Genomic DNA, 22,993 nt, shown 5'->3' on the forward strand with positions numbered 1-22,993 from the left:
CGACTGCTAACGCACAATCGAAAAAAATCTGTTGGAGGAGCCCACACTCATTTGAAAAATCCCTGGGGGTCGGGCTGCTTCGCCAGCAGGTCGCTGATGAGGTTGAAGTCGAGGCTGGTAACGCTGGCGCTCTGGCCTTTGTGCACGGCGGCCCAGGCTTCGGGGTATTTTTCCTGGTAGTAGAGGCCACGGGCCAGCTGCTGCCAGGCCACGGCGTTGGCGGGGTCGGCAGCGGTGGCGCGTTGCAGCAGTTCCAGGCCGGTGGTGAGGTCTTTTTTCTTCTTGGTTTGCCCGTAGCGCAGCAGGTAGCTCGTGCCCAGGTCGCTCATCATAGCCGAGCTGGTAGGGGCCAGGGCCAGGCCTTTGTTCAGGAGGGCAATGGCCGCATCGGGCGTGGGCTGGGCGCTGGCCACTATGCCAAGGCCGCGGTAGGCTTCCGCGTTTTGCGGGTTGAGCAGCCAGGCCAGGTTGAAGCGGTAAACGGCCGTGTCGGGCTGGTTTTCGCGCAGGTACTCGTAGCCCTTGTTGGTGAAAAAGGTGCTGGCCTCGGCCGTCGAAGCAAAGCTGGCGGCAATGGCTTTAAGCTGCGCCTCGCCAATGATTTGCGTGGCCTGGGCCGGGCTCAGGCCGCCAAACAACGGTTGCAGCCGGGCAGGACGGGGCGGCGCGGACGCCGCAGCCGTGGCCATGCTGCCGTCGGGGTTGGCGGCGGAAGTGGTGCGGCCCTTGCGCTGGGCCTGGGCCGGGGCGGCTGCCAGCGCCGCCAGCAGCAGCGCGGCGGCCATCAGTTGTGCCCGGGAGGTAAGCGAAGCAGAAATCAACACGAATACAGAATAAATAATTGGGAAGGAGGCTGCTGCCCTAATAACCAGTTTGGTGCAGTTCCGACAAAGATAAAGCCAACACCGCGAAGGGCTGCCGATGGCCCTCAACGATGCCCGGCGCAAACTGCCAGGCCCGCCAGGGCGTAGGTGCTCCGCCCACCGGCCTTCGGCGGGCTTTTGTAGAATCATGCTATGCGCCGTTTCTTTCTGCTGGCCCCCGTGGCCGTGCTGCTGGCCCTGGTGGCCCTGGTGGCCGTCACCGAGTACGCCATGGCCCGCCCCAGTCACCGCACCAAAGACGTGGCCTATTTGCCAAATTCGGCCCCCGATTTTGATAGCGCGCGGCACATTCTGGACGTGTACTCGCCCAATAAACCAGTTCCGAATGGCGCAGGCTACCCGGTGGTGCTGTTCATTCACGGCGGCAGCTGGACGAGCGGCAACAAGAACATCTACACCTTCATCGGCCGGCGGCTGGCCAAGCAGGGCGTGGTGGCCGTGCTCATCAACTACCGCCTCGCGCCGCCCGTGCACGTGCCCGAGCAGGCCGCCGACTGCGCCCGCGCCCTGGCCTGGACGGTGCAGAACATCAAGCAATACGGCGGCGACCCGGCCCGCGTGTTCGTGATGGGCCACTCGGCCGGCGGCGGCCTGGCGGCCCTGCTCGCCACCGACGACGAGCTGCTGGCTCGCTACGGCCTGCCCCGCAACCCCGTGCGCGGCGCCATCCTCGACGACCCCGCCGGCCTCGACATGTACAGCTACCTCAAGGAAATGAAGTACGAGGGCGATGCACAGTACAAAGTGCCTTTCGGCAACGACCCGCTGGTGTGGAAATCCGTGTCGCCCATCTACAAAATCAAGCCCGGCCTGCCGCCGTTCATCTTCTACATCGGGGGCGAGACGTATCCCAGCATCAGCGGCAGCTCGGGGCGCTTCCGCGACCGGCTGAAAGTCACCGGGCAGCCCGCGCCCTATACCGTTATTCCCGGCCGGCACCACATTCCGATGGTGTTGCAGCTGTATTGGCAGCACAACATCATCTACCAGGGCCTGCTAAAGTTGGTGGGGGCCTAGCACGGGTAATCGTAGAAGTCGGGTAATCGTAGGTAAAAAGGCCCGTCATGCTGAGCGCAGTCGAAGCATCTCTACCGTGGAAGTAATTATTTACTCTCGCGGTAGAGATGCTTCGACTGCGCTCAGCATGACGGGCTGATTATTCAATTTCAAACATCACCCACATAGCCTGCCCCTCACCCGAACAGCCCGCCTTGCCGCACTGGCTGTTCAAACTCCAGCAGCCACTTCTTGCGGTGCATGCCGCCGGCGTAGCCCGTGAGGCTGCCATCGGCCCCGATGACGCGGTGGCAGGGCCACACAATGGCCAGCGGGTTCTGCCCATTAGCCGCGCCCACGGCCCGGACGGATTTGGGGTTGTTCAGCAGCCGGGCCACATCGAAGTAGGAAGCCGTGCGGCCGTAGCCAATGCCGGTCAGTGCCTGCCACACCTGCCGCTGGAAATCGGTGCCGAAGGCGGGGGCGTAGGTCAGGTTGAAATCCCGCAGCTCGCGTTGGAAATAGGCCCGAAGCTGCTGATGGGCCGGACGCAGGCAATCGGAAATGGCGGTTGGCGCGGTTGCTTCGGCCGTTTCATTCAGAAACGAAACGGCGCTCAGGCCCGCATCGGAGCCGGTGAGGGCCAGCGGGCCGAGCGGCGTGAGCAGGATGGCAGTGGCATTGTTCATGCCCTAAAAATACGCGGACGTTGAGCGGTGTAGCGACGCCATACTTCGCGTCTCGGCGCCTGCCACATCGCTACGAGACGCGGAATACACAAAGCCTGCACTACGGCTATATTGGGTTGGAAATACGTCTTGAACGGCGTCAATGAGTAGCTTTGGTGGCCTTTGCAGTCAGTCTTTTACCATTGTTTACGCTGTCATGTCCGAACCCTACAACATCCTTTCCCTTGACGGTGGCGGCTCCTGGGCCTTAATTCAGGTGAAGTGCCTGCAAAGGCTTTTTGGCGACGAGGCCACCGGGCACAGCATCCTGCGGCACTTCCAGCTGGTGGCGGCCAACTCTGGCGGCAGCATTGTGCTGGCCGGGCTGGTCGCCGATTTGCCGCTGTCGGCCATTCTGCAAATCTTTCGAACGGAGCACATCCGCCGCGACATTTTTTCGCCCACCGACCAGGGCTTCTGGCATTGGTGGCACGAGCTGGTGGCCCGCTTTAAATGGGACAAGCTCAACGTGGGTCCGCGCTACTCCACCCCACACAAACTGGAGGCGCTGGACACCCAACTGGACCGCATCGAGGCGCAGTACCGCGCCGTCAGCCGCCCGGCGGGTGGTGTCTCGGCACTGTGCCTCGATGATGTGCCGACCTACGTGGGCGGCACTGCCGATAAGGGCCCGCACGTCCTCATTACCACTTTCGACTACAACCGGCAACGCTCGACATTCTTCCGGTCCGACCGTACCAGCCTGGGCGATAGCGCCGTTCTGCAAAGGGCCATCGACCCGGCTACTCCGGCCAGCCCGAAGCATAAAGGAATTCGTTTGCTCGAAGCGGTGCACGCGTCGAGCACCGCCCCGGTCAACTTCTTCGATGCGCCGGCCCGGATTTCGCTCAATGGCCAGGTCAATCACCTCTGGGACGGGGGCGTGGCCGGCTACAACAACCCCGTGCTGGCCGCCGTGACCGAAGCGCTGACCAACAATGTCCCCGCTGCCGATGTCCGGGTGCTATCCATCGGCACCGGCACCCAGGTGTTTCCGGTGCGCCTGCCCGGGCAGGCCAAACCCGAGTTTGCCGCCCTCGTGACCGAGCCCGTTGCCGAAGCCGGCTTTCTGGCCGATATCCGCAAGCTCGCCTCGTCCATCCTCAGCGCCCCGCCCGATGCGGCGTCCTTCGTCGCATTCACGGCGCTCAATCCAGGCTTCGTGCAAAACGGCTGCAAAAATGTAAACTTCGTGCGGGCCAACCCCAGCGTGCAGCCGTTGTGGAACGGCACCCGCTGGACGGCTCCCGTGGGCTTCGATGAGCCGGCCATCAAGGCTATTCAACAAATTGAACTGGATGCCATCACCGACGAATCAGTTGACCTGATAGTGAACATCTGCAACGCCTGGCTGAATAATACGCTTCCCAACCAGCCTATTCGCGCCAGTGCCACACTCGAGTGCCTGGTAGGGCAGCCTGATTTTACCGCCGTGCAGCAGCAGTTCAAATTAGTTTTTCCTAACATCCCCGCACAGCTACCATAGCGCCCCTCACCCCAGCAGCTCCGGTAGCCGGACCCGCCGCCGGGACGACTTGGCGGCCGCTACCACGGCCTGGGCTTGGAGCAGGGCTTCGGCGCTGGGCTGGTGCAGCACGCGGGCGGGGCCGGGCTGCGAGAGGTCGGCATCCCAGAGGCCGGACCGGTGCCACTGGTCGAGGTGGTCCCAGTCGGGCCGGTCGATGAGCGGATAGATGCACACGCCTTGCAGCGGCAGGCCCTTGCGCAGCACGTGGGCGCACTCCTCAGCTATCATTTTCCACCAGATGGGGCGGTCCACGCCGGGGTGGCTGGTTTCGGTGATGGCGAAGGGGCGGCCGTAGCGCTGGTAGGCCTTGCGCAGCAGCTTGTGCAGCGGCACCCAGCGCGGGTCCATTTCGGGGTCGTTCCAGCCCAGCTTGCGGTAGGGGTGCAGTTGCCACTGGTTGTCGTAGTAGTAGTTGAAGCCCACAATGTCGAGCAGCTCGGGGCTGCCGCCCAGTTCCGGGCACAGCCGGCCGCAGAGGATGTCGGTGGCCTGAAATTGGTTGTTGTGGGCGTCGCGGGCCTCGCGGCGGTGGCTGGCCCAGGGGTTGGGCGGCGGCACGATGCTGATGAGCGGCTCGGTGGTGAGCAGGCGGATGCTGGGGTCGGCCTCGCGCAGGGCGTAGCTGCCCTCGATGTAGGCGCGCATCAAGCCGTATTTCACGCGCCAGCCCTGGCCGTGGCAGTAGGGCGAAGTGCCGTTGGCCTCGCCGCCGAGCCAGCTGATAAAGCTGACTTCGTTGATGGGCGTGACGATGAGCACCTCGTCGGGCCGCTCGGAACGGTAGAAATCCACGAAGGCACGGCAGAGCGCGGCAAAGCGCCGGGCAAACATGGGGTGCAGCGGCGTGAGGTCGTCGGGGTAGCCGAAGTGGCACAGGTCCCAGATTTGCTGAATGCCGTGGCGCTTGCCGGCGTCCAGCATGGTTTTCACGGTGCTGAAATCGTAGTGGTAGGGCGTTTTCTCAATCATGGCCCAGCGAATGCCCTCGCGCACGGTGCCGATGTTGAACGGCTTCTGGGCGGCATAGTCTTCGTCAATCAGCTGCAAATGGCCGGTGAGGGGCAGGAAATCGACGCGGTTGCCAAAGGCGTTGAGCTGGTCGGTGCATTCGTAGCCGCCCCACCAAAACGAGCGGAACGGGTTGGAGTCGGGGGTCAGTATTGCCATAGGAGGAAGCTGCGTAATAGGCGAATGCCCGCGCCCGCTGGTTGGGCGAGCGCGGGCAAGGTATGGCTTAAACCGAAAAATGGCGCCGGAGGTTAAGGCCGCGGTTATTGGACCCGTAGGCGGAGTACCCCGAAATTCTATTTCGGCCCGCGTTGGACGACTCGCGCTGGTGGGCCGAAATGAAATTTCGGGGTACTCCGCCTACGGGTGTTTGGCGGCCTGCACCAGGTTTTTTGCCTCGATGAAAATGCGCTGCACCTCCGGGTGCTCGGCCCGGATGGCGTCCTGCAAGTGCTCCACTGCCGCCGCTACCTGCGTCGAAGAGAGGTTGTCGGCGAAGTCCACGTCCAGCGCCATGATGACGTCGTTCGGGCCAAGGTACATGGTGAGCGGCGAGCGAATTTCGCGCACCTGCGGCTGGGCGCGGGCAATGCGCTCCAGGTTGGCCAGCGTGACGGCGTCCACGCCGGTGCCCACCAGCAGACCCTTGGTGCGGCCCACCAGGAACACGGCCACGGCCATCAGCAGCAGCCCAATGGCAACGGACGCGCCGCCATCAAAGTACGGGTTGTTCAGCCAGTGCCCCAAAAACACGCCGATGCCCGCCAGCGCCAGGCCAATGAGCGCAGCCAGGTTTTCCATCACCGAGGCGAACACGGCCGGGTCGCGGCTGGTGCGCAGCATCGTCACGAAGCCCACATTGCCACTCGATTGGGCCAGCAGGGCTTTCACCGACAAGTAAAACGCAATGCCCTCGAACAGGAACGACAGGCCCAGCACCACGTAGTTCCAGCCAGCTTCTTCGAGCGGCTCGGGGTGTTGAATGTGCTTAACCCCCTCATAAAACGACATGCCGCCGCCAATGGCGAAGATGAGCACGGCCACAATCAGGCCCCAGAAATACAGTTCCTTGCTGTGGCCAAACGGGTGCTCGGCATCGGCCGGCCGGGCGCTTTGCGCGGTTCCGTAGAGCAGCAGCCCACTGTTGCCGGTATCAACCAGCGAGTGAATGCCTTCGGAGAGCATGGCCGACGAGCCGGTGAAATACGCCGCCACGAACTTGCTGACGGCAATGGCGACGTTGGCAGCAATGCCGCCGTAGAGGGAGAGTTTAGATGCGTTTGCGTTGGCCATAGGTCCGCAAGTACGCAGGAAATGCCGCTGGCGTTGGTATCCGGCCAGGCCGCCGCTACCGCCGCCGCCGCTGGCGCAGGCGAAACCACTGGGCCACGCGTAGCCCAATCAGCCCGGCCAACAGCCCCGGAACGAACAGCAGCAGCACCCAAGTATTGGCCTCGTTGTAGGACGTGTGGGTGAGGTTGGCCAGGTTTATCATGAAATCGCAGCAGTACCAGAAGGCAACGTGCACGAACTGGGCGAGCAAGTGAGCCAGCGTACTCATACGCGGCGGGCCCGGCCAAGCCGGTGAATGGTGCGGGCATTGCGCAGCGCCCCGTAGGTGAGCCAAAGGAGCAAGCCGGGAATCAGGACCAGGTAAAACAGGAGGTTGAACAAGCCGTACCGCGCCCGCCCGCCCACCAACAGGCCCCGCACGGTGAGTGCGTATAGCTTTCGGAGCCGGAAAAATGCCGGGCTGTTGGCCGGCGTGGCGTGCGGGCAGCCGCGCGCCGCACAGTAGCGGGTGCAGCGGGCCGCCTGGTAGTACGTGGTGGGCGCGTGCGGTGCCGTTTCATTCACCCAAAAGCCGAACAGGAGCGGCAGGGCGGCAAGGCAAAGGGTGAGGAGCAGGGGACGCACGGGGCAATTTGGGAATGGCCGATAGGAGACGGGCGAAATGTAGCGCGGACTCTGCGAGTCCGCGTTTCGTTCGTGCGTTTGAACATTCGGCTGCGCAGACGAAACGCGGACTCGCAGAGTCCACGCTACGGCGCTACTTTCGCCCCATGTCCGCACCTACTTTGCAGCGCCGCCTCGGCCTGGTTCAAGCCACCGCGCTTAATATGATTGACATGGTGGGCGTTGGGCCCTTCGTGACCCTGCCGCTCGTGATGGGCTTTATGGGGCCGAATTTCCTGCTGGCTTGGCTGGTGGGCGCGGCGCTAGCTTCGGTCGACGGCCTTATCTGGAGCGAGCTGGGCGCTGCCTACCCCGAGGCCGGCGGCAGCTACCGCTTCCTCAAGCTGGCCTACGGCGAGCAGAAGTGGGGCCGCTACATGTCGTTTCTCTATGTCTGGCAAACGCTCATTCAGTCGCCGCTGGTGCTGGCCTCGGGCGCCATCGGCTTCGCCCAATACTTCGGCTACCTCGTGCCGATGACCCAATGGTGGCAGCCCAAAGCCGTGGCCGGCACCGTGGTGCTGCTGCTCATTGTGCTGCTCTACCGCCGCATCGAGGACATCGGCAAGCTGGGCGTGGCCCTCTGGGTGGGCGTGCTGAGCCTCATGGGCTGGCTGATTTTCGGCGGCCTCACGCACCCCAACCACCACGTCGACATCTTCCCCGCGGGCGGCCTGCCGGCCTTGCCGGGCCTGCTGATTTCGGTGGCCATGGGCCAGGCGGCCGTCAAAACCATCTACTCCTACCTGGGCTACTACAATGTGTGCCACCTCGGCGCCGAAATCAAAAGCCCGGAAAAGGTGATTCCGCGCAGCATTTTCCTCAGCATTCTGGGCATCGCGGCGCTGTACCTGCTGCTGAACTGGAGCGTGGGCACGGTCATTCCCTGGCAGGAGGTGCAGGGCTGGCAGGCCAGCACCGGCGACAAATCGCAGTTCATCGTGAGCGTGTTTGTGGAGCGGCTGTATGGGCCCACGGCGGCGCTGGTAGCCACGGGCATGGTGCTGCTGGTGGCGTTTGCCTCGCTGTTTGCGGTGCTGCTGGGCTACTCGCGCATCCCCTACGCGGCGGCGGCCGACGGCGAGTTTTTGCCCGTGTTCGGCAAGCTGCATCCCACCAAGCACTTCCCCTACATCTCGCTGCTGCTGCTGGGCGGCGTGGGCTTCGTGTTCAGCTTGTTGTTCCGGCTGGGCGAGGTGATTTCGGCCATCTTAGCCATGCGGATTCTGGTGCAGTTTGTGGGCCAGGCCGTGGGGCTAATGCTGCTCCGGCGCCGGCGCGGCACGGCCGCGCTGCCGTTCAAAATGCCGCTCTATCCGCTGCCGGTTATTCTGGCCATCATCGTGTGGCTGTTCGTGTTCGTGGGCATCGCGCCGGCCGAGGTAACGTGGGGCGGCGTGCACTTCAGGCTCTATTTCCAAGTAGCCGCGCTGGGCATGATGGCGCTGGGCACGGTGGCTTTCCTGCTCTGGAGCCGGAGCCTCAAGCGCTGGCCGTTTCAGCATAGTTAATCAGTTATTTATTTAAGTAGCCACGCAGAGGTAAACGTACCGTAAAAGGTGGTCATGCTGAGCGGAGTCGAAGCATTTCTACAGCTATGGTAACTAATCACTTACGCAGTAGAGATGCTTCGGCTCCGCTCAGCATGACGGTTAAGCGAATAGCTTACTTCTGCACAACAAATACGGCCTGTTTCTGGACAAGCAACAGGAGTGGGAAGCGCAGCTGGCCAAAGAACTGACCGAACCGGCCGACTTCACAACGGCCAAGTAAGACTTGCCAGGCTTAGCTGAGCCGCTTCTCGTAGCAGAAAAACCGCAGCCCCGGCCGAAACGCCAGCGTGATTTCGCCCGCAAACCGGTAGCCCAGCTTCGGAAACAGCCGCTGCGTGGCGGCATTTTCGGAGTTGGTGTCCACGCGCAGCACCTGCAGGTTCTGCACCACGGCTTGCTTCTCGGCCTCTTGCATGAGTGCCAGCGCCACGCCCCGGCCTTGTGCGGCCGGGTCCACGGCTAGGCGGTGCGTTACGAGGGCCGGCTCGGTCACGTCCCAGTCGGCTTGGGCGTACTCCTCGTCCTGGTCCTGGGTGAGGGCGGCCACGCCGGCCACTGCGCCGTCAAGTTCCGCCACCCAGAGTTGCTCGCGCTCGATGTCCTTCGCGAAAACGGCCTCGTTGGGGTAGTCGGCCGACCATTGAAAATTGCCGCTGGCCTGCATCAGAGGCACTACCCGCCGCACCAGGGCGAGAATAGCCGGCACATCGGCCAGGGTGGCGCGGCGGGTGGTGGGCTTGCTCAACTCCGTCATTAGCCCCGGCGCAACACCGCCGCCGCTTCCTTGGCGAAGTAGGTCAGAATGGCATCGGCCCCGGCGCGCTTGATGCTCGTGAGCACCTCCATCATGGTGCGCTCGCCATCGACCCAGCCGTTTTGGGCGGCGGCTTTTATCATGGCGTACTCGCCGCTCACGTTGTAGGCCGTCACGGGCAGATGGGTGTGGTTTTTTACTTCCCGAATGATGTCGAGGTAGCTCAGTGCGGGCTTAATCATCACCATGTCGGCGCCTTCGGCCTCGTCCAGCGCCAACTCGCGCAGGGCTTCGAGGCGGTTGGCGGGGTTCATTTGGTAGCTTTTCTTGTCGCCCTTCTTGGGCGCCGACGACAGCGCATCGCGGAACGGACCGTAGAACGCCGACGCATACTTGGCCGTGTAGCTCATGATGCTCACGTGCGAAAAGCCGTTCTCGTCCAGCACCCGCCGAATCCAGGCCACGCGGCCGTCCATCATGTCGCTCGGCCCGATGATGTCGGCCCCGGCGCGGGCCTGGGCCAGGGCCATCTGGCCCAGCACTTCCAGGCTGGCATCGTTAAGGATTTCGCCCGAGTCGGGGTCCACTACGCCGTCGTGGCCATCTGAGCTGTAGGGGTCCATCGCCACGTCGGTCATGATAACCACCTCCGGAAACTGGCGCTTGATGTCGGCCACCGCTTTCAGGTAGAGGCCTTCGAGGTTGGTGCTTTCGCGGGCCATCGGGTCCTTTAGCACCTCGTTGATGTTGGGAAACGGTGCGAAGGCTTTCACGCCCAGATCCACGCAGGCGCCGATTTCGTCAATCACCCGGTCGGCCGTGAAGCGGAAAATGCCGGGCATCGACTTGATTTCCTCGGTCTGGTTCTGACCTTCGGTGATAAAAATAGGGTAGATGAAATCGTGGGCGGTGAGGCGGGTTTCCTGCACCATGTCACGAATGACGGCGGACTTGCGGTTGCGGCGGGGGCGATGGGTGGGGAGAAAAGACACGGGAAGTGGGCTTGATACAAATGCAAAGGTAAGGTTGCCGCATTGCCGACCACCCCGCCAAAGCGGGCCGACAACGGCTCAACGAGTGCCTTTTTTGCTGTCAGAGGACACAAAGGCGCCGAGCCATCCTAACGCTAAGAACAGCAACCCCAGACCTAGCGTCTGTAAGCCGTTTATGGCCAGCGCACCGGATAATGTAACCAGAGCAACGAGCAGATACCCGATGCCACCTATTGTAAATATTACTCCGAGGAGTGCGAATAAAAAGACGTAAAGTGTGTCCTTGCCGTCATCAGAGGAGGTAGAAGCGGGTCGGCTCGTGGAGCGTCGCCACGCGGCTGAGCGTAGCGCTGACTGAACAGAACGAATTGACATTCTGACAACGGGTCGAATTCGGTGTGTTTTGGTAGCTCTCACAAGTTGTTGGGCAGTACTCGCTGTATGCGGATGCACCGGATGAAAACCGTCTGGTCGAAGCCTCGCAGCACTGACAAGTTTAGCATTTGCAGCAGTATCGCTTTGCCCAAGCCGTGCATCGGGCGCAGAAGCAGGTGCGGCAGGCTGCGGTTGGAACCGGAATGCTACCCGTTGGCTCTGGCAGCTACTCAGCAACCCCAGCATCAAAAGAACCTTGATTAACGCAAGACGATAATGGGTAGCTGACATAAGGTTTGGGAACCGGACATTGTGCGCGTCAAGTTATCCCAAATCCGGGCTATCCTCCAAACGGGTCAATGTACGCCACCAGCACGGCCAGTCCCGCCAGTCCGGCCAAGACGCCCCACACCAGCCCACCCCCACTCAGAAGCAGCCCAATCAGCGCAATGGGCAGCACCACCAGGCCCAGCACCCCTAGCACCGTCGTACCCAACCCGGCCTCAGCCGTGGTGTGCGGCCGGCGGAGCCAGGGCCGCCGCAGCGCAATGGCAGCCCGGCTTGCAACGGCGGGAGCATTAGCAGTTACCGCCTCAGTGCTAGCAACTAGGCGGCCAGTATATGGCCGCCGTAGCCGGCCATGCGAACGTGTGGCGCGGGGCGAAAAAGCAAGTTTCGGCGCATAAGTCGGTATTGAGGTAGCCGAATCGAGCCTTGTCGCCACCGAAATGGGAGCGTGGAGCACCGCTGGCAGCCGTCCTGCTGCCGGCTGAAAAGAGAAGCTGGCCCGGCTGCTCTGGCAGCTGCTGGCCAGGCTGGCCAAGGCCAGCAGCACGACCAGCGCACGGCGGTAAGAGAACAAGCGGAAGCGCGTAGCAAAAGGCATAGGGAAAGCCAAATAAAGAACCAGAACTGTGCTCTACGAATCTGCGGCAGTTTCCGCTACCCGGCAGCCAATTTGCGCGCGGCCTGCCAGCCGGTGCCCGCGCCCAGGGCCACGCCCATGCCGTTGCAGCGCACGGCAGCCAGCACGCCCGGCCGCACCCAATCGATGATGGGCGCCAGCGCCGGCCCAAAGCCCATTACCCCGCTCCAGCGGTAGTCGATGCGGGGCTGCCGGCCGGGTACAATCACCTCGTGCAGCAAGTTTTCGAGGTAGGCTTGCACCGTGTTGGTGAGGCCGGGCGCCGTTGTTTCCTCTGCCTCGAAATCGAGGTTACGCCCGCCGCCTAGCAGGATGCAGTGGTCGGCCAGCTGGCGAAAATAGGCGTAGCCGTGGTCGTAGTGAAAGGTGCCGGGCAGCGCCACATCGGGCAGCGGCTCGGTCACCAGCACTTGGCCGCGGCCGGGCTTCACGGCCAGCTCCGGCAGCAGCTCCGTAGCGAAGGCGTTGGTGGCCAGCAGCACCTGCCCGGCCTCGACCGTTACGCCATTGGCGAGGCGCAGTCGCTGCCCGGCCGCAGACGATTCAATGGCTTCTACAGCGCAGTTGCTCAGCACGGGCACATCGGCCGCCCAGGCGCGGGCCAGCAACGTCCGCATCATGCGGCCGGCATCGAGGCTGCCTTCGTGCTCATTTTTTACCAGCGTGCCCACGCCCGCGAAGCCAAAGCGCCCGATTAGAGCACTGGCGTCGTGGAACGTGCGGGCGTGGCCCACCACCGGCGCCACTAGTTCATTAAAATAGCCAATTTTATTGCGGCATTCCGCCGCCAGTTCGGCTTCTTCGTGCCGGAATAGCTCATAGCCGCCCACCGGCCGATAGTCGAGCGCGGCATCGCCCAGCAGGGCCCGCAGCCGGCTTAGTCCTTCGCACCGGGCAGCCACCACGGCTTGCAGGTCGCCGCGCGCTTCCTGCGCCATGAGTTCCGAAACCGACCCAAAGCAGGCAAATCCGGCGTTTTTAGTCGACGCTCCGCTGGGCAGCGCCCCGCGTTCCAGCACCACCACGCGCCAGCCGGGCCGCCGCTGTTTCAGGTAGAGCGCCGCCGTGAGCCCTACCAGCCCGGCCCCGATGATAGCCACCTCGACCGGGCCGAAGAAAGATTGGCGTTCCCAGTACGATAGCGCAGCGTTTCGCAATGTTTTGAAAGCTAAGTCTCGCAAAGTTCGTTGTCGGGCGAAGAGGACGCAGCGAGACTCACCTTCGCGAGACCTAACTCTAAAACTTCGCGAAACGCTGCGCTTAAAAAGCCAAAATTACTTCCTCAATCACGTCGCAAGCCGCGTGTAGCTGCTCCTCCGTAATCACCAGCGGCGGCGCGAAGCGGATGATGTCGCCGTGCGTGGGCTTGGCCAACACGCCGCGCTCCATCAGGCTCACGCACACGTCCCAGGCCGTGCGGCCATCTTCGGCCGGCACAACAACCACGGCGTTCAGCAGGCCTTTGCCGCGCACCAAATCCACCACTTGCGGCCGTTTGGCCTGCACCTGGCGCATCCGCTCACGGAAAATCTCACCCATTGCGGCGGCGTTTTCAATCAGCTTTTCGTCCTGAATCACGTCCAGCGCGGCGCGCATCACGGCGCAGGCCAGCGGGTTGCCGCCGAAGGTGCTGCCGTGCTGGCCGGGCTGAATGGTGAGCATGATAATGTCATTGGCCAGCACCGCCGACACGGGCAATACCCCCCCGCTCAGCGCCTTGCCCAGAATGAGAATATCGGGGTCGACGGCCTCGTAGTCGCAGGCCAGCATGCGGCCGGTGCGGCCCAGCCCAGTCTGAATTTCATCGGCTATAAACAGCACGTTGTGCGCCTGGCAAATAGCCGCTGCCTTTTTCAAATAGCCTTCCGACGGCACCATCACACCCGCCTCGCCCTGAATGGGCTCGACCAAAAACGCGCAGACGTGCGGCTCCTTCACGGCTTCTTCCAGTGCTTCCAAATCGTCATACGGCACCACTTGGTAGCCCGGCATGTAGGGCCCGAAACCGCCCGTGCTGTCGCCATCGGTGCTGAAGGAAATGATGCCCGTGGTGCGCCCGTGAAAGTTGTGCTCGGCCACGATGATGCGGGCCATGTTCGGCGCAATGCCTTTTTCCTGGTAGCCCCACTTGCGGGCCAGCTTCAGGGCCGTTTCCACGGCTTCGGCGCCGGAGTTCATCAGCAGCGCTTTATCGTAGCCAAACAGCTCGCACAGCTGCTTTTCGGCCCCACCCAGCTGGTCGTTGAAAAAAGCCCGCGACGTGAGCGTGAGCTGCTGCGCCTGCCTGGTGAGCGCCTCAATGATGCGCGGGTGGCAGTGCCCTTGGTTCACCGCCGAATAGGCCGACAGAAAGTCGTAATAATGCTTGCCGTCCACGTCCCACAGGTGCACGCCTTCGCCCCGGCTCAGCACCACGGGCAGTGGATGGTAGTTGTGAGCTCCGTATTGGTCTTCGAGCTGCATCAGCTGCTCGGCACGGCTACTGGTGGCAGTAGGGGAGGTGGTCGTATTCATAAAGCAGGTGGGAAAGGGGTTGTGCCCGCGAAACTACGCTTTTGCTGCCCGCCAAGTAAGAGCGCCCTACCGGAATGGCATACTCTCGAGCTGCCGAGAGGTATCGATGTAGCGCCCTACGTAGTTGCCTTCCTCACGGCCGCTGGCGCGTAGCAGGGTCCAGTCCACCACGGCGGTTTCGGGGAAACTCACCGGCGTGGGCTTCGCCTTATCGGCCGCGTCGGGACCGGGCAGCAGCAGGGCCTGCACCGTGTTGCCGTGCCATCCCAATACCCTCGCCGATGCCTGGCGGAAGCTGGTATCGGTCGCAATCACCCGCACCGAGAGCAGAAACTGGTCGCCGGAAGGCAACCCGGCCAGAAACTTCTTCTTTGCCTGTGGCAGCGTGCGCAATGCCTCCCGCACGGGGTCGGCCAGCGCGGTTGCATCGCGGGCCAGGGCCGGGCGCACGCCGGCGGGGGCCGTAGCGGCCGTGAGTACCACCGGCGCCGGACCTTGCGCAATGGTGGGCAAGGCCAGGAGAAAAGCGGCACCAAGCAGCAAGGGCCGCGCAAAATCAGTAGGCATTTTCATAGAACGAATTGCAGATTGCTGTCACAAGATACGACTTGTTATGCACACAACGTGCCTCGTCCTACCTTTGATTCCCCAATGCCTGCTCCCGTTCCCCAGCCCCTCCAGCCCGGCGATTTTTACCACACGCCCGAAGGCTATCTCGTTTTTACAGAGCAGTACCACCTGCGCCGGGGCAGTTGCTGCGGCAGCGGTTGCCGCCACTGTCCCTGGAAATTTCGGTCCAAACCACCCGCTCCGGGCGCATCCGGCCAGAAATAAGGGCGGGGTGTTTGGTGAATGCCAGACTTTTGCCGATATTTGCGGCCCGTTTCCCTGCTTTGTAACTACTTAACCTCCGATATCATGGCCCGTGTTTGTGATTTGACCGGCAAGCGTACCCGCGTTGGCAACAACGTTTCGCACGCTAACAACAAGACCAAGCGCAAGTTCTATCCGAACCTGCAGAAAAAGCGCTTTTACATCCCCGAGCAAGACGCCTGGGTGACGCTGAAAGTAGCTACCTCCACCATCCGCACCATCAACAAGAACGGCATCATGTCGGTCCTGAAGAAGGCCAAGGAGCAGGGCTTCATCGTTTACTAGCTTTTTAGTGCTGAGTAGCAAGTAGTAAGACCTGCTTTAGGTTTCTCACTACCGATACTCACTAGGTGCTACGCCAAGCCAGCGCCGGTACCGTTGCCTCCATCAGGCAACGGTACCGGCGCTGGCTTTGTTTGTTTGCCGCTATCTTGCACTATTGGTTGATTCTTCTTAAAGCTGTTTGGGAAGGGTCTCGCTTGCCGGTCCGCCGGCGTAGGCGTCCGACCGGTCGTTGGTCAACGGCCGTTGGCGCCTCGTTCGGGCGGCCACCGGTCGGACGCCTACGCCGTCGGACCAGGCGGAACCGACGGCCTAAACAACTTCCTTAAAATAGTTCGATTCTAATGCGGCTCCAACTCCACTTCTCCTTGTTTTCTCCGGTGCTTGTCGGCAGCTGGCTGGTGTTGGCGGGTTTCACGGCCCGGGCCCAGGCACCCACCTCCATTCCCGAGCCGCTGGTAGAGAATCCGGCCCCCGCCCGGCCCACCAATTTCCTGTCGCCTGCCTTTCATAAGCAACGCCGGGAGTTGTTGCGTGCGCAGCTGCCGGCGCACAGCGTGGCTGTGGTGTTTGCCGCCCCGGTGCGCAACCGAGCCAACGACGTGGACTTCATCTACCACCAAAACCCCGATTTTTATTACCTCACCGGCTACGACGAGCCCGATGCCGTGCTGCTCCTCTTCAAGGAGCCGCGCACCGTGGGCGGGCAGCCCGGCGTGACGGAAGCCCTCTTCACCCAGCCCCGCAACCCCGCCCGCGAGCAGTGGACCGGCCGCCGGCTGGGCGCGGCCGGCGCCAAATCCGAGCTGGCCCTGCAATACACCGCCGACAACAAGGCCTTCGCGGCCGCCGGCTTGCCGTGGGCTGATTTTGAGCACGTGTTGTTCGACAACTTGCCCCTGGACACGCGCGACGACGCCAGCAACCCCGCCGACTTGCACAACCTAGTGGGCACGTTTCGACAGCAGTCCGGCGTGCCCGCCGACTACAGCCCGGCCGTGAGCAACGTGGAAAGCATTGTGCGGCGCTACGGCCGCGGCGACGCCAAGCGCATGACCGAATACCTCAAGCGCCAGGCGCAGGAAAGCCCGGCCGTGGCCAAGTCGCCGCTCATCAGCGCTTACCTGGCTGCTACCACCGATGTCCAGCGCGAAGCCGCCATCAACGCCCGCCCGGTTGGCCGCCTCGACGACACCACGCTGGGCGAAAAGCTCGACGAGCTGCGCGCCATCAAAACTCCCGAGGAACTAGTGTTGCTGCGCCGCGCCATTCGCATCAGCGCCCAGGGCCAGCGCGAGGTGATGAAGCTGCTCCGCCCCGACATGGGCGAAATGGAGGTGCAGGGCCTGCACGAGTACGTGTACCGCCGCTACGGCGCCGAGTTTCAGGGCTACCCCAGCATTGTGGGCGGCGGGGCCAACGGCTGCATCCTGCACTACGAAACCAACGACCGCCAGCGCCTCGACAACGACCTCGTGCTCATGGATTGCGGCGCCGAGTACCACGGCTACTCCGCCGATGTGACGCGCACCGCGCCGCCCTCCGGCACCTTCGGCCCCGCCCAGCGCCAGATTTACGAGTTGGTGCTGGCCGCCCAGGAGGCCGGCTTTGCCGCCTGCAAGCCCGGCGCCAGCTTTGATGCCCCCAACAAAGCCACCCAGGAAGTGGTGGCTGCGGGCTTGCTGAAGCTCGGCATCATCAAGAAAAAGGAAGAATTCCGCCGGTACTACCCGCACGGCGCCAGCCACTACCTGGGCCTCGACGTGCACGACCGCGGCCCCGGCGGCCCGTTGCAGGCCGGCAACGTCATCACCGTCGAGCCCGGCATCTACATCCCCGCCGGCTCGCCCTGCGACCCGAAATGGTGGAACATCGGGGTGCGCATCGAAGACGACGCCCTCATCACGGCCACGGGCTACGAGAACCTCTCGGCCGAAGCGCCCCGCACCGTGGCCGATATCGAGAAGCTCATGGCCGAACCCAGCGCGCTGGAAGGCTTTAAGCTGCCGGAACTGAAGTGACAGCGTATTTTTAGATTGATAATCGCAAAACGTCCTGCTGAGCGCAGCCGAAGCATCTCTACTGCAATAGTAAAATCGATTAGTTGCACGGGAGAGATGCTTCGGCTGCGCTCAGCAGGACCGCCTTTTGTGGTGCGTTAAGCAGCCGTTCTGCTTCTCCAACTGAAAGTTGCGACATAACTTTTTGCCATTGCCAAAAATCCCCGTACCTTTGCAGTCCTAAAATCAAAAACATACACCCCCGTCGAGATGGCCAAGAAAGGAAACCGGGTGCAGGTTATCATGGAATGCACCGAGCATAAAACCTCGGGGATGCCGGGCACCTCGCGCTACATCACCACCAAGAACCGCAAGAACACCCCTGAGCGCATCGAGTTGAAGAAATTCAACCCCATCCTCAAGAAAATGACCGTTCACAAGGAAATTAAATAACCTGAACAATGGCTAAGAAAGTAGTTGCTACGCTGAAAACCACCGAGAACGCCAAGAACTGGGCCAAGGTGATTCGTGCCGTGAAATCGGAGAAAACGGGTGCCTACACCTTCAAAGAGGAAATGATTCTCCTCGACAAAGTGCAGGAGTACCTGGCCACCGGCAACAAATAAGTTTGCTCGCCCCGGCTTCGTTTAAAGTATAAAAGTCCCACCTTCGTGGGACTTTTTGCGTGTAATACGTCTGTCATGCTGACGAAGGAAGCATCCTACTCACGGCCCCTTTCGTCAGCCTTCCCTCATCCCCCCGCGCCGCGAACGTGATAAGATGCTTCGCCGGCTCAGCATGACAGTTTCCCCTCATGGGCCTCTTCGATTTTTTTAAAAAGGACAAGGAAAGCAGCACGCAGCAAGCCTCGCTCGATGCCGGACTGGAAAAAACAAAAACCAGCTTTTTTGAGCAGTTGAGCAAGGCCGTGGTGGGCAAAAACACCGTGGACGAAGCCGTGCTCGACGATTTGGAAAGCCTGCTCGTGCACGCCGACGTGGGCATCGAAACTACGGTGAAGGTCATCGACCGCATTGAGGCGCGCGTGGCGCGCGACAAATACGTGAGCACCGGCGAGCTGGACCGCATTCTGCGCGAAGAAATAGCGGCACTGTTGGAAGACAACAAATCGGGTTCGATGGCCGTGCTTGATAGCGCGGGCAGCACCGGCCAACCCTACGTCATTATGGTGGTGGGCGTGAACGGGGTGGGCAAAACCACGACTATCGGCAAGCTGGCCCACCGTTTCCACTCGGCCGGCAAAAAGGTGGTGCTGGGCGCCGCCGATACCTTCCGGGCCGCCGCCGTGGACCAGCTCATCATCTGGGGGCAGCGCGTGGGCGTGCCCGTGGTAAGCCACGGCATGAACACCGACCCCGCCTCCGTGGCCTTCGACGCCGTGAAAAAAGGCGTGGAAATGGGCGCTGACGTGGTCATCATCGACACGGCCGGCCGCCTGCACAACAAGGTGAACCTGATGAACGAGCTGAGCAAAATCAAGCGCGTGATGCAGAAGATGATTCCCGACGCGCCTCACGAGGTGCTGCTGGTGCTGGACGGCAGCACGGGCCAAAATGCTTTCTTGCAAGCCAAGGAATTCATCAAAGCCACCGAAGTCACGGCCCTGGCCATCACCAAGCTCGACGGCACCGCCCGCGGCGGCGTGGTTATCGGCATATCGGACCAGTTCAGCATTCCGGTGCGTTACATTGGGGTGGGGGAGAAGATGACCGACTTGCAACTGTTTGACCGGCACACCTTCGTGAACTCGTTGTTTAAGAAATAAACGCCGCCGTCTGGCGTTTGCCGGAGATGGCGGGTACTTCGCCCGTGGGCCTCTTCGCGTGCTGGGGCGTAGGTGGGAACTTTCGTAAGGTTGGTTTGCCGTTATTATTGCATCAGTTAATGCCGTCCGTTATGCGTCGTCTCGTTCTGCCTGTTGGTTTTTGCGCCCTGCTAGCCGCCGCTGCCTGTGGCAGCAAGAACAACGACCAGCCAGCCATTCCCTACGCGCCGGTAAACCTCAGCCTCAACCTCACCAACCAGCAATACGTCAACCTGCGCTTCGATAACGGTGCCGTTACCTTACCCGTAAGTGGCCCGGCCGGCAACGGCGGCGTAAAGGGCGTCATCGTGGTTCGGCAGAGTGCCGGTTCGTATCTGGCCTTCGAACGCAACTGTCCCTATCAACCTTACAATGCCTGTGCATTGGTCAGCCTGGACCGCAATTCGAAGTTGTTTATGCGTGATTCGTGCTGTAACTCACAATTTGATTTGCGGGGTCAAATAACCGGTGGCCCCAGCCCCTTGCCACTCAAACAATACAGTGTCAGCGTACAAGGCAATTTGCTTAGCATCACCAATTGAGGCGGCTGTCAATTTTTTTGAAAAAAATGTGTTGCAGGCTTGCGCCTTTTTGGAGAAGGTCGTAAGTTTGCACTCCGAAACAACAACAACCGGGTTTCGGACTAGAAAAAAGCTTCCTTAGCTCAGCCGGTTAGAGCATCTGACTGTTAATCAGAGGGTCCCTGGTTCGAGCCCAGGAGGGAGCGCTACAAGACAAGAAGCCCGCCGATAACCGGCGGGCTTCTTTGTTTTTCGACGTCAGCTAATTCTTTGCTAGGATGGCATTAGCCAATTGCAGCAGAACACAAGCGCAGACTGGGATTAGCAAAGCCACTCTCACCAGTTTTGGTCATTTTTTTCACTGGGGTAATTGCTGGCAAGCAGTACATGCGTTGCCGGATGACGAGGGACGAAAGCACCGTGAGGCCTCCGATAGCTGCCAGCGCTGCTGCTAGGCCAAACGCATCGGCCAGTACGCCGGTGAGCAGGGCCCCGATGGCGTAGCCTGCGTCGCGCCAGAAGCGGAAGATGCCCAAGCTGTGCGCCCGTTGCGCAAGCGGTGCGTATTCGGCAACGGCCGCGAGAAACGTGGGGTACACCAATGCGGTGCCTGCGCCTAGTATGGCCGCCAGCAGCAGAAACATTGGGTAAGCACCGGTGAATAGCATGGCCAGCAGCACCGCGCCCTGCAGCAGCATGCCCCAGAAGAGCAGGTCTTTTTTGCAAAGCCGGTCGGCCAGCGGGCCGGTGATGAGCTGGCCCAGGCCCCACACGGCCGGATACACGGCCGCCACGGTGCCAATTTGCGTCAGCGTGAAGCCCTTGCTGGCTAGCAGCAGCGGAAGCAGGCCCCACACCATGCCGTCGTTCAGGTTATTCACCAGCCCGGCCTGCGTGACGGAACCCAGGTTCGGGTGCCGCCACGTCACGTCCCAGAAGGAAAGGAGCGGACCATCGGGTGTAGCGGGGGCTTGTGCAGCCTCTAGGCCCACGTGGTGGCGAGTGTCGCGCACCAGCAACGAGCCCAGCAGGCCCAGCACCGCCAGGCCAATGCCCAAGTAGAAAGGGTATGGCCGCAGGCCGTATTCGGTGGCTAGCCAGCCCGAGGCAAGGGCTGTGGCGGCCACGGCCAGGTAACCGGCCGACTCGTTCAGGCCCATGGCCAGGCCGCGCTGCCTGGGCCCGACGAGGTCAATTTTCATCACCACCGTGCTCGACCAGGCCAGACCTTGGTTTAGGCCGAGCAGCACGTTGGCGGCAATGACCCAGCCCCAACTTGGGGCCCAGAGCAGCAGGAGCGGCACGGGTAGCCCAAAGAGCCAGCCGATAACCAGCAGATTTTTGCGACCAACCTGGTTGGCCCAGGCTCCTGCGTAGTAATTGGCTGCGGCTTTGGTGAGGCCAAAAACGACGATGAAGGACAGAATGGCCGAGCGGGCTACCAAATGAAACTCCTGCTCGGCCAGCCGGGGTAGGATGCTGCGCTCCAGCCCCACCATGCCGCCCACAAAGGCATTGATGAGCACCAACAGGCTGAATTGCCGCCAGTTTTCGCGTAGGCCGAGTTGAGGAGTGTTCATTAGGGGTGTGGGTGTGGGAAAGGTTTGGCTATGGGTGTACCAGCACCCAGCCCTCCGTTTGCCGAATAATCAATTCGCCGTTGCCGGTGGGCACCACCGAGATATAGGGCAGCAGGTCGTCCTTGGTAAGCTTGTATGCTTTCATCGAATTGGCGCACTGCGCCAGAACGACGCCCGCCTGCTGCAACGCCAGCACGTCGGCCTCGTAGGGTTGGTCTTTTTTGAACACGACAGTGCCGCCGCTGAACACCACCAGCTCCAGCTCCAGCTTGCCTTTCAGGCGCGGGTCTTCGAGGGCGTTTTTCATGTTGTGCAGCGTCTGGTTGATGAGCTTGGGGTCGTTGCTGTCGAGCTGGTACACGGCGCGGTAGTGGCCTTTGGTGGCCGGCGCGCCCACGTAGCTGGCAGCTTTGGCCGCATAGGCAGCATTGGGCGGGGTGAGAGCTGGCGCCGGGGTGGCCGGAGCGGTGGCTGCGGGTGCGGCGGGCAGTGTGGTTTGGGCGAGGCTAACGCCGGGCCCGGCAACGAGCAGCAATGCCATGCAGGCGAGCAGTCGGGCACAGAAATTTGACATGAGCAAGGAAGAAAAATGAGGTATAAATCGGCGGAAGTTAGCGGGTAGTCAGCTGCGGGTGCGCTGCCTCAATGGGTTGGTACGGGCCAAACTTGTGTTGCTTCTCGGAGAAAGAGTCTGGGTAAGGTCCGAAAGGATGGTCCACGGGCTTCTGGCCGATATCGGGCCAGTCGTGCGGCGTGGCCAGGTGCGGGCGTGGTTGCGAGTTCACGAAGGCTGCCACGTCCCAAGCCTGCGCGTCGGTGAGCTGCGGGTGGTCGAAGGTAGCTCCGAAGGGCATGGCTGCTTTCACGTACTTAGCCAGGTTCGACACCCGAAACAGGCCCGCGCCGTCGTTGTAGCTATGCGGCCCCCACAGCGGCGGGTATTGGTAGCCGGCGTTGTCGGCCAGCTTCTGGCCCTGGCCCGCGGGGCCGTGGCAGCGCTGGCACTTGGCGGCAAACACGGCTTTGCCAATCAGCGGGTTGGCGGCCCGGTCGAGGTAGGGCAGCGTCATAAAGCCCGTGCCGTACACCTTCTTGCCTTTGGGAAAGTCCTGGCCCAGCCACTTGATGTAGGCCACAATGGCGCGCATCTCGCGGCTGCTGTCGGGCACGGCCCGGCCGTTGAGGCTGCGCTTCATGCAATCGGCCACGCGTTTTTCAATGCCTTCAACCGTGCCCGACCGAGCCCGCCACTTGGGGTAAGTGGCGGCCACGGCCAGGTAATTGTTGGCGAAGCCCTGGGTGCCGCCCTGCAAGTGGCAGTTTTGGCAATTCATGCCATTGGTGAGGTGTGCCACCGAGCCTTGGGGCCCCAAATACCGGGCTGTGTGGGCAATCAGCTCTCGCCCGTAGCGAATCTGGCGGCCGGCGGCGGTGCGCGGAAGGGTGGCCGTGTCCGGGGCCGGGGTGGCCGGGCGGTGGTAGCTCCCGGCCGGAGGCGGGCCTTCGGTGGCTTCGTCTTCCAACACCACGGGCACGGGGCGCGGGCCATACAGCCGCACGACGACCACCGCAACGACCAGCACCACGGCCGCTGTCAGCAACATGAGCAGGCGCACCAGGCGGGGCAGCAGCTGCACCCGTTCGTCCGTGGGCTTCATAGGGCAGGCGTGGGTTTAGGCGCAAAGGGCCATGTGGTAAT

The 22,993-nt window shown here is 62.1% G+C and carries 25 protein-coding genes and 1 tRNA gene; 11 read left to right on the forward strand and 15 right to left on the reverse strand.

The window, feature by feature from the left end; translation table 11 throughout:
* Window positions 1-47: 47 nt before the first annotated feature.
* The gene (locus tag JKL48_RS16970; protein WP_201985075.1) at window positions 48-824 is read right to left on the reverse strand and encodes a tetratricopeptide repeat protein; all 777 of its coding nucleotides are present in this window, start codon (window positions 822-824) and stop codon (window positions 48-50) included.
* Between the two features lie 192 nt (window positions 825-1,016).
* Between JKL48_RS16970 and JKL48_RS16975 the strand changes: the two genes are divergently transcribed.
* A complete protein-coding gene (locus JKL48_RS16975; RefSeq protein WP_201985077.1) occupies window positions 1,017-1,901 on the forward strand; it encodes an alpha/beta hydrolase in 885 nt (294 codons plus the stop codon).
* A 176-nt stretch (window positions 1,902-2,077) separates the two neighbouring features.
* Here the strand turns inward: JKL48_RS16975 and JKL48_RS16980 are convergent, their stop codons facing one another.
* On the reverse strand, window positions 2,078-2,569 hold the full coding sequence (locus tag JKL48_RS16980; RefSeq protein ID WP_201985078.1) for a methylated-DNA--[protein]-cysteine S-methyltransferase: 492 nt from the start codon (window positions 2,567-2,569) through the stop codon (window positions 2,078-2,080).
* Between the two features lie 196 nt (window positions 2,570-2,765).
* On the opposite strand from JKL48_RS16980, the gene JKL48_RS16985 reads away from it, so the two are divergent.
* The gene (locus JKL48_RS16985) at window positions 2,766-4,094 is read left to right on the forward strand and encodes a patatin-like phospholipase family protein (protein ID WP_201985085.1); all 1,329 of its coding nucleotides are present in this window, start codon (window positions 2,766-2,768) and stop codon (window positions 4,092-4,094) included.
* A 6-nt stretch (window positions 4,095-4,100) separates the two neighbouring features.
* On the opposite strand, the gene JKL48_RS16990 is transcribed toward JKL48_RS16985, so the two are convergent.
* The 4 genes from JKL48_RS16990 to JKL48_RS17005 all read right to left on the reverse strand — a co-directional run bounded on the left by JKL48_RS16990 (window position 4,101) and on the right by JKL48_RS17005 (window position 7,061).
* Window positions 4,101-5,303 carry an amine oxidase gene (locus tag JKL48_RS16990; protein ID WP_201985087.1) on the reverse strand — a complete coding sequence of 401 codons (1,203 nt, stop codon included), beginning with the start codon at window positions 5,301-5,303 and terminating at the stop codon, window positions 4,101-4,103.
* 201 nt (window positions 5,304-5,504) lie between these two features.
* A complete protein-coding gene (locus JKL48_RS16995) occupies window positions 5,505-6,437 on the reverse strand; it encodes a cation diffusion facilitator family transporter (RefSeq protein WP_201985089.1) in 933 nt (310 codons plus the stop codon).
* A gap of 55 nt (window positions 6,438-6,492) precedes the next feature.
* Window positions 6,493-6,705, reverse strand: a complete 213-nt coding sequence (locus JKL48_RS17000) for a hypothetical protein (protein WP_201985091.1) — start codon at window positions 6,703-6,705, stop codon at window positions 6,493-6,495.
* Window positions 6,702-7,061: a hypothetical protein gene (locus JKL48_RS17005; protein ID WP_201985094.1), complete on the reverse strand. Its 360-nt coding sequence runs from the start codon at window positions 7,059-7,061 to the stop codon at window positions 6,702-6,704. Before JKL48_RS17005 ends, JKL48_RS17000 begins: the two co-directional genes overlap by 4 nt.
* Before the next feature lie 146 nt (window positions 7,062-7,207).
* Between JKL48_RS17005 and JKL48_RS17010 the strand changes: the two genes are divergently transcribed.
* Window positions 7,208-8,611, forward strand: a complete 1,404-nt coding sequence (locus JKL48_RS17010) for an APC family permease (RefSeq protein ID WP_201985096.1) — start codon at window positions 7,208-7,210, stop codon at window positions 8,609-8,611.
* 274 nt (window positions 8,612-8,885) lie between these two features.
* On the opposite strand, the gene JKL48_RS17015 is transcribed toward JKL48_RS17010, so the two are convergent.
* The 6 genes from JKL48_RS17015 to JKL48_RS17040 all read right to left on the reverse strand — a co-directional run bounded on the left by JKL48_RS17015 (window position 8,886) and on the right by JKL48_RS17040 (window position 14,786).
* Window positions 8,886-9,398 carry a GNAT family N-acetyltransferase gene (locus JKL48_RS17015; protein WP_236668872.1) on the reverse strand — a complete coding sequence of 171 codons (513 nt, stop codon included), beginning with the start codon at window positions 9,396-9,398 and terminating at the stop codon, window positions 8,886-8,888.
* Window positions 9,399-9,406: 8 nt separating this feature from the next.
* On the reverse strand, window positions 9,407-10,399 hold the full coding sequence (hemB, locus tag JKL48_RS17020; protein ID WP_201985106.1) for a porphobilinogen synthase: 993 nt from the start codon (window positions 10,397-10,399) through the stop codon (window positions 9,407-9,409).
* A gap of 715 nt (window positions 10,400-11,114) precedes the next feature.
* Window positions 11,115-11,660 (reverse strand): hypothetical protein, encoded by a 546-nt coding sequence (locus JKL48_RS17025; RefSeq protein WP_201985113.1) that lies wholly within the window; start codon window positions 11,658-11,660, stop codon window positions 11,115-11,117.
* Window positions 11,661-11,716: 56 nt separating this feature from the next.
* Complete coding sequence (locus tag JKL48_RS17030; protein ID WP_201985116.1) at window positions 11,717-12,799, reverse strand: NAD(P)/FAD-dependent oxidoreductase; 1,083 nt, start codon at window positions 12,797-12,799, stop codon at window positions 11,717-11,719.
* A gap of 160 nt (window positions 12,800-12,959) precedes the next feature.
* Window positions 12,960-14,213 carry an ornithine--oxo-acid transaminase gene (rocD, locus tag JKL48_RS17035; protein ID WP_201985119.1) on the reverse strand — a complete coding sequence of 418 codons (1,254 nt, stop codon included), beginning with the start codon at window positions 14,211-14,213 and terminating at the stop codon, window positions 12,960-12,962.
* A gap of 66 nt (window positions 14,214-14,279) precedes the next feature.
* Window positions 14,280-14,786, reverse strand: a complete 507-nt coding sequence (locus JKL48_RS17040; RefSeq protein WP_201985121.1) for a hypothetical protein — start codon at window positions 14,784-14,786, stop codon at window positions 14,280-14,282.
* A gap of 78 nt (window positions 14,787-14,864) precedes the next feature.
* On the opposite strand from JKL48_RS17040, the gene JKL48_RS17045 reads away from it, so the two are divergent.
* The 8 genes from JKL48_RS17045 to JKL48_RS17080 all read left to right on the forward strand — a co-directional run bounded on the left by JKL48_RS17045 (window position 14,865) and on the right by JKL48_RS17080 (window position 19,920).
* Entirely contained in the window at window positions 14,865-15,047 is a 183-nt protein-coding gene (locus tag JKL48_RS17045) for a DUF5522 domain-containing protein (protein WP_201985124.1), read from the forward strand.
* Between the two features lie 84 nt (window positions 15,048-15,131).
* Entirely contained in the window at window positions 15,132-15,371 is a 240-nt protein-coding gene (gene rpmB / locus JKL48_RS17050; RefSeq protein ID WP_044003635.1) for a 50S ribosomal protein L28, read from the forward strand.
* A gap of 341 nt (window positions 15,372-15,712) precedes the next feature.
* Window positions 15,713-17,389 (forward strand): aminopeptidase P N-terminal domain-containing protein, encoded by a 1,677-nt coding sequence (locus JKL48_RS17055; protein WP_201985132.1) that lies wholly within the window; start codon window positions 15,713-15,715, stop codon window positions 17,387-17,389.
* Window positions 17,390-17,638: 249 nt separating this feature from the next.
* Window positions 17,639-17,821, forward strand: a complete 183-nt coding sequence (gene rpmG / locus JKL48_RS17060) for a 50S ribosomal protein L33 (protein ID WP_035567317.1) — start codon at window positions 17,639-17,641, stop codon at window positions 17,819-17,821.
* Between the two features lie 8 nt (window positions 17,822-17,829).
* The gene (locus tag JKL48_RS17065; RefSeq protein WP_201985134.1) at window positions 17,830-17,994 is read left to right on the forward strand and encodes a DUF4295 domain-containing protein; all 165 of its coding nucleotides are present in this window, start codon (window positions 17,830-17,832) and stop codon (window positions 17,992-17,994) included.
* Window positions 17,995-18,182: 188 nt separating this feature from the next.
* The gene (gene ftsY, locus JKL48_RS17070; protein WP_201985136.1) at window positions 18,183-19,154 is read left to right on the forward strand and encodes a signal recognition particle-docking protein FtsY; all 972 of its coding nucleotides are present in this window, start codon (window positions 18,183-18,185) and stop codon (window positions 19,152-19,154) included.
* A 95-nt stretch (window positions 19,155-19,249) separates the two neighbouring features.
* Window positions 19,250-19,735, forward strand: coding sequence for a Rieske (2Fe-2S) protein (locus tag JKL48_RS17075; RefSeq protein ID WP_201985138.1), 486 nt, complete (start codon window positions 19,250-19,252; stop codon window positions 19,733-19,735).
* 111 nt (window positions 19,736-19,846) lie between these two features.
* Window positions 19,847-19,920: transfer RNA gene (locus JKL48_RS17080), tRNA-Asn, on the forward strand.
* 78 nt (window positions 19,921-19,998) lie between these two features.
* Here JKL48_RS17080 and JKL48_RS17085 read toward each other — a convergent pair.
* The 3 genes from JKL48_RS17085 to JKL48_RS17095 form a co-directional block, all read right to left on the reverse strand.
* Entirely contained in the window at window positions 19,999-21,294 is a 1,296-nt protein-coding gene (locus JKL48_RS17085; RefSeq protein WP_201985140.1) for an MFS transporter, read from the reverse strand.
* A gap of 28 nt (window positions 21,295-21,322) precedes the next feature.
* Complete coding sequence (locus JKL48_RS17090) at window positions 21,323-21,835, reverse strand: DsrE family protein (protein WP_201985143.1); 513 nt, start codon at window positions 21,833-21,835, stop codon at window positions 21,323-21,325.
* 70 nt (window positions 21,836-21,905) lie between these two features.
* Complete coding sequence (locus JKL48_RS17095; protein WP_201985146.1) at window positions 21,906-22,952, reverse strand: c-type cytochrome; 1,047 nt, start codon at window positions 22,950-22,952, stop codon at window positions 21,906-21,908.
* Window positions 22,953-22,993 lie beyond the last annotated feature (41 nt).

The sequence above is a fragment of the Hymenobacter rubidus genome (genome assembly GCF_016734815.1).
In the GTDB taxonomy this organism is placed as follows: Bacteria; Bacteroidota; Bacteroidia; order Cytophagales; family Hymenobacteraceae; genus Hymenobacter; species Hymenobacter rubidus.

Excerpts from the sequence above, each read along its gene's own strand:
- JKL48_RS16975 (WP_201985077.1), top strand. The coding sequence starts at position 1,017 with ATGCGCCGTTTCTTTCTGCTGGCCCCCGTGGCCGTGCTGCTGGCCCTG.
- JKL48_RS16980 (WP_201985078.1), bottom strand. The coding sequence starts at position 2,569 with ATGAACAATGCCACTGCCATCCTGCTCACGCCGCTCGGCCCGCTGGCC.
- JKL48_RS16985 (WP_201985085.1), top strand. The coding sequence starts at position 2,766 with ATGTCCGAACCCTACAACATCCTTTCCCTTGACGGTGGCGGCTCCTGG.
- JKL48_RS16990 (WP_201985087.1), bottom strand. The coding sequence starts at position 5,303 with ATGGCAATACTGACCCCCGACTCCAACCCGTTCCGCTCGTTTTGGTGG.
- JKL48_RS16995 (WP_201985089.1), bottom strand. The coding sequence starts at position 6,437 with ATGGCCAACGCAAACGCATCTAAACTCTCCCTCTACGGCGGCATTGCT.
- JKL48_RS17000 (WP_201985091.1), bottom strand. The coding sequence starts at position 6,705 with ATGAGTACGCTGGCTCACTTGCTCGCCCAGTTCGTGCACGTTGCCTTC.
- JKL48_RS17010 (WP_201985096.1), top strand. The coding sequence starts at position 7,208 with ATGTCCGCACCTACTTTGCAGCGCCGCCTCGGCCTGGTTCAAGCCACC.
- JKL48_RS17025 (WP_201985113.1), bottom strand. The coding sequence starts at position 11,660 with ATGCCTTTTGCTACGCGCTTCCGCTTGTTCTCTTACCGCCGTGCGCTG.
- rocD (WP_201985119.1), bottom strand. The coding sequence starts at position 14,213 with ATGAATACGACCACCTCCCCTACTGCCACCAGTAGCCGTGCCGAGCAG.
- JKL48_RS17040 (WP_201985121.1), bottom strand. The coding sequence starts at position 14,786 with ATGAAAATGCCTACTGATTTTGCGCGGCCCTTGCTGCTTGGTGCCGCT.
- JKL48_RS17045 (WP_201985124.1), top strand. The coding sequence starts at position 14,865 with ATGCCTGCTCCCGTTCCCCAGCCCCTCCAGCCCGGCGATTTTTACCAC.
- rpmB (WP_044003635.1), top strand. The coding sequence starts at position 15,132 with ATGGCCCGTGTTTGTGATTTGACCGGCAAGCGTACCCGCGTTGGCAAC.
- JKL48_RS17055 (WP_201985132.1), top strand. The coding sequence starts at position 15,713 with ATGCGGCTCCAACTCCACTTCTCCTTGTTTTCTCCGGTGCTTGTCGGC.
- rpmG (WP_035567317.1), top strand. The coding sequence starts at position 17,639 with ATGGCCAAGAAAGGAAACCGGGTGCAGGTTATCATGGAATGCACCGAG.
- JKL48_RS17065 (WP_201985134.1), top strand. The coding sequence starts at position 17,830 with ATGGCTAAGAAAGTAGTTGCTACGCTGAAAACCACCGAGAACGCCAAG.
- ftsY (WP_201985136.1), top strand. The coding sequence starts at position 18,183 with ATGGGCCTCTTCGATTTTTTTAAAAAGGACAAGGAAAGCAGCACGCAG.
- JKL48_RS17085 (WP_201985140.1), bottom strand. The coding sequence starts at position 21,294 with ATGAACACTCCTCAACTCGGCCTACGCGAAAACTGGCGGCAATTCAGC.
- JKL48_RS17090 (WP_201985143.1), bottom strand. The coding sequence starts at position 21,835 with ATGGCATTGCTGCTCGTTGCCGGGCCCGGCGTTAGCCTCGCCCAAACC.
- JKL48_RS17095 (WP_201985146.1), bottom strand. The coding sequence starts at position 22,952 with ATGAAGCCCACGGACGAACGGGTGCAGCTGCTGCCCCGCCTGGTGCGC.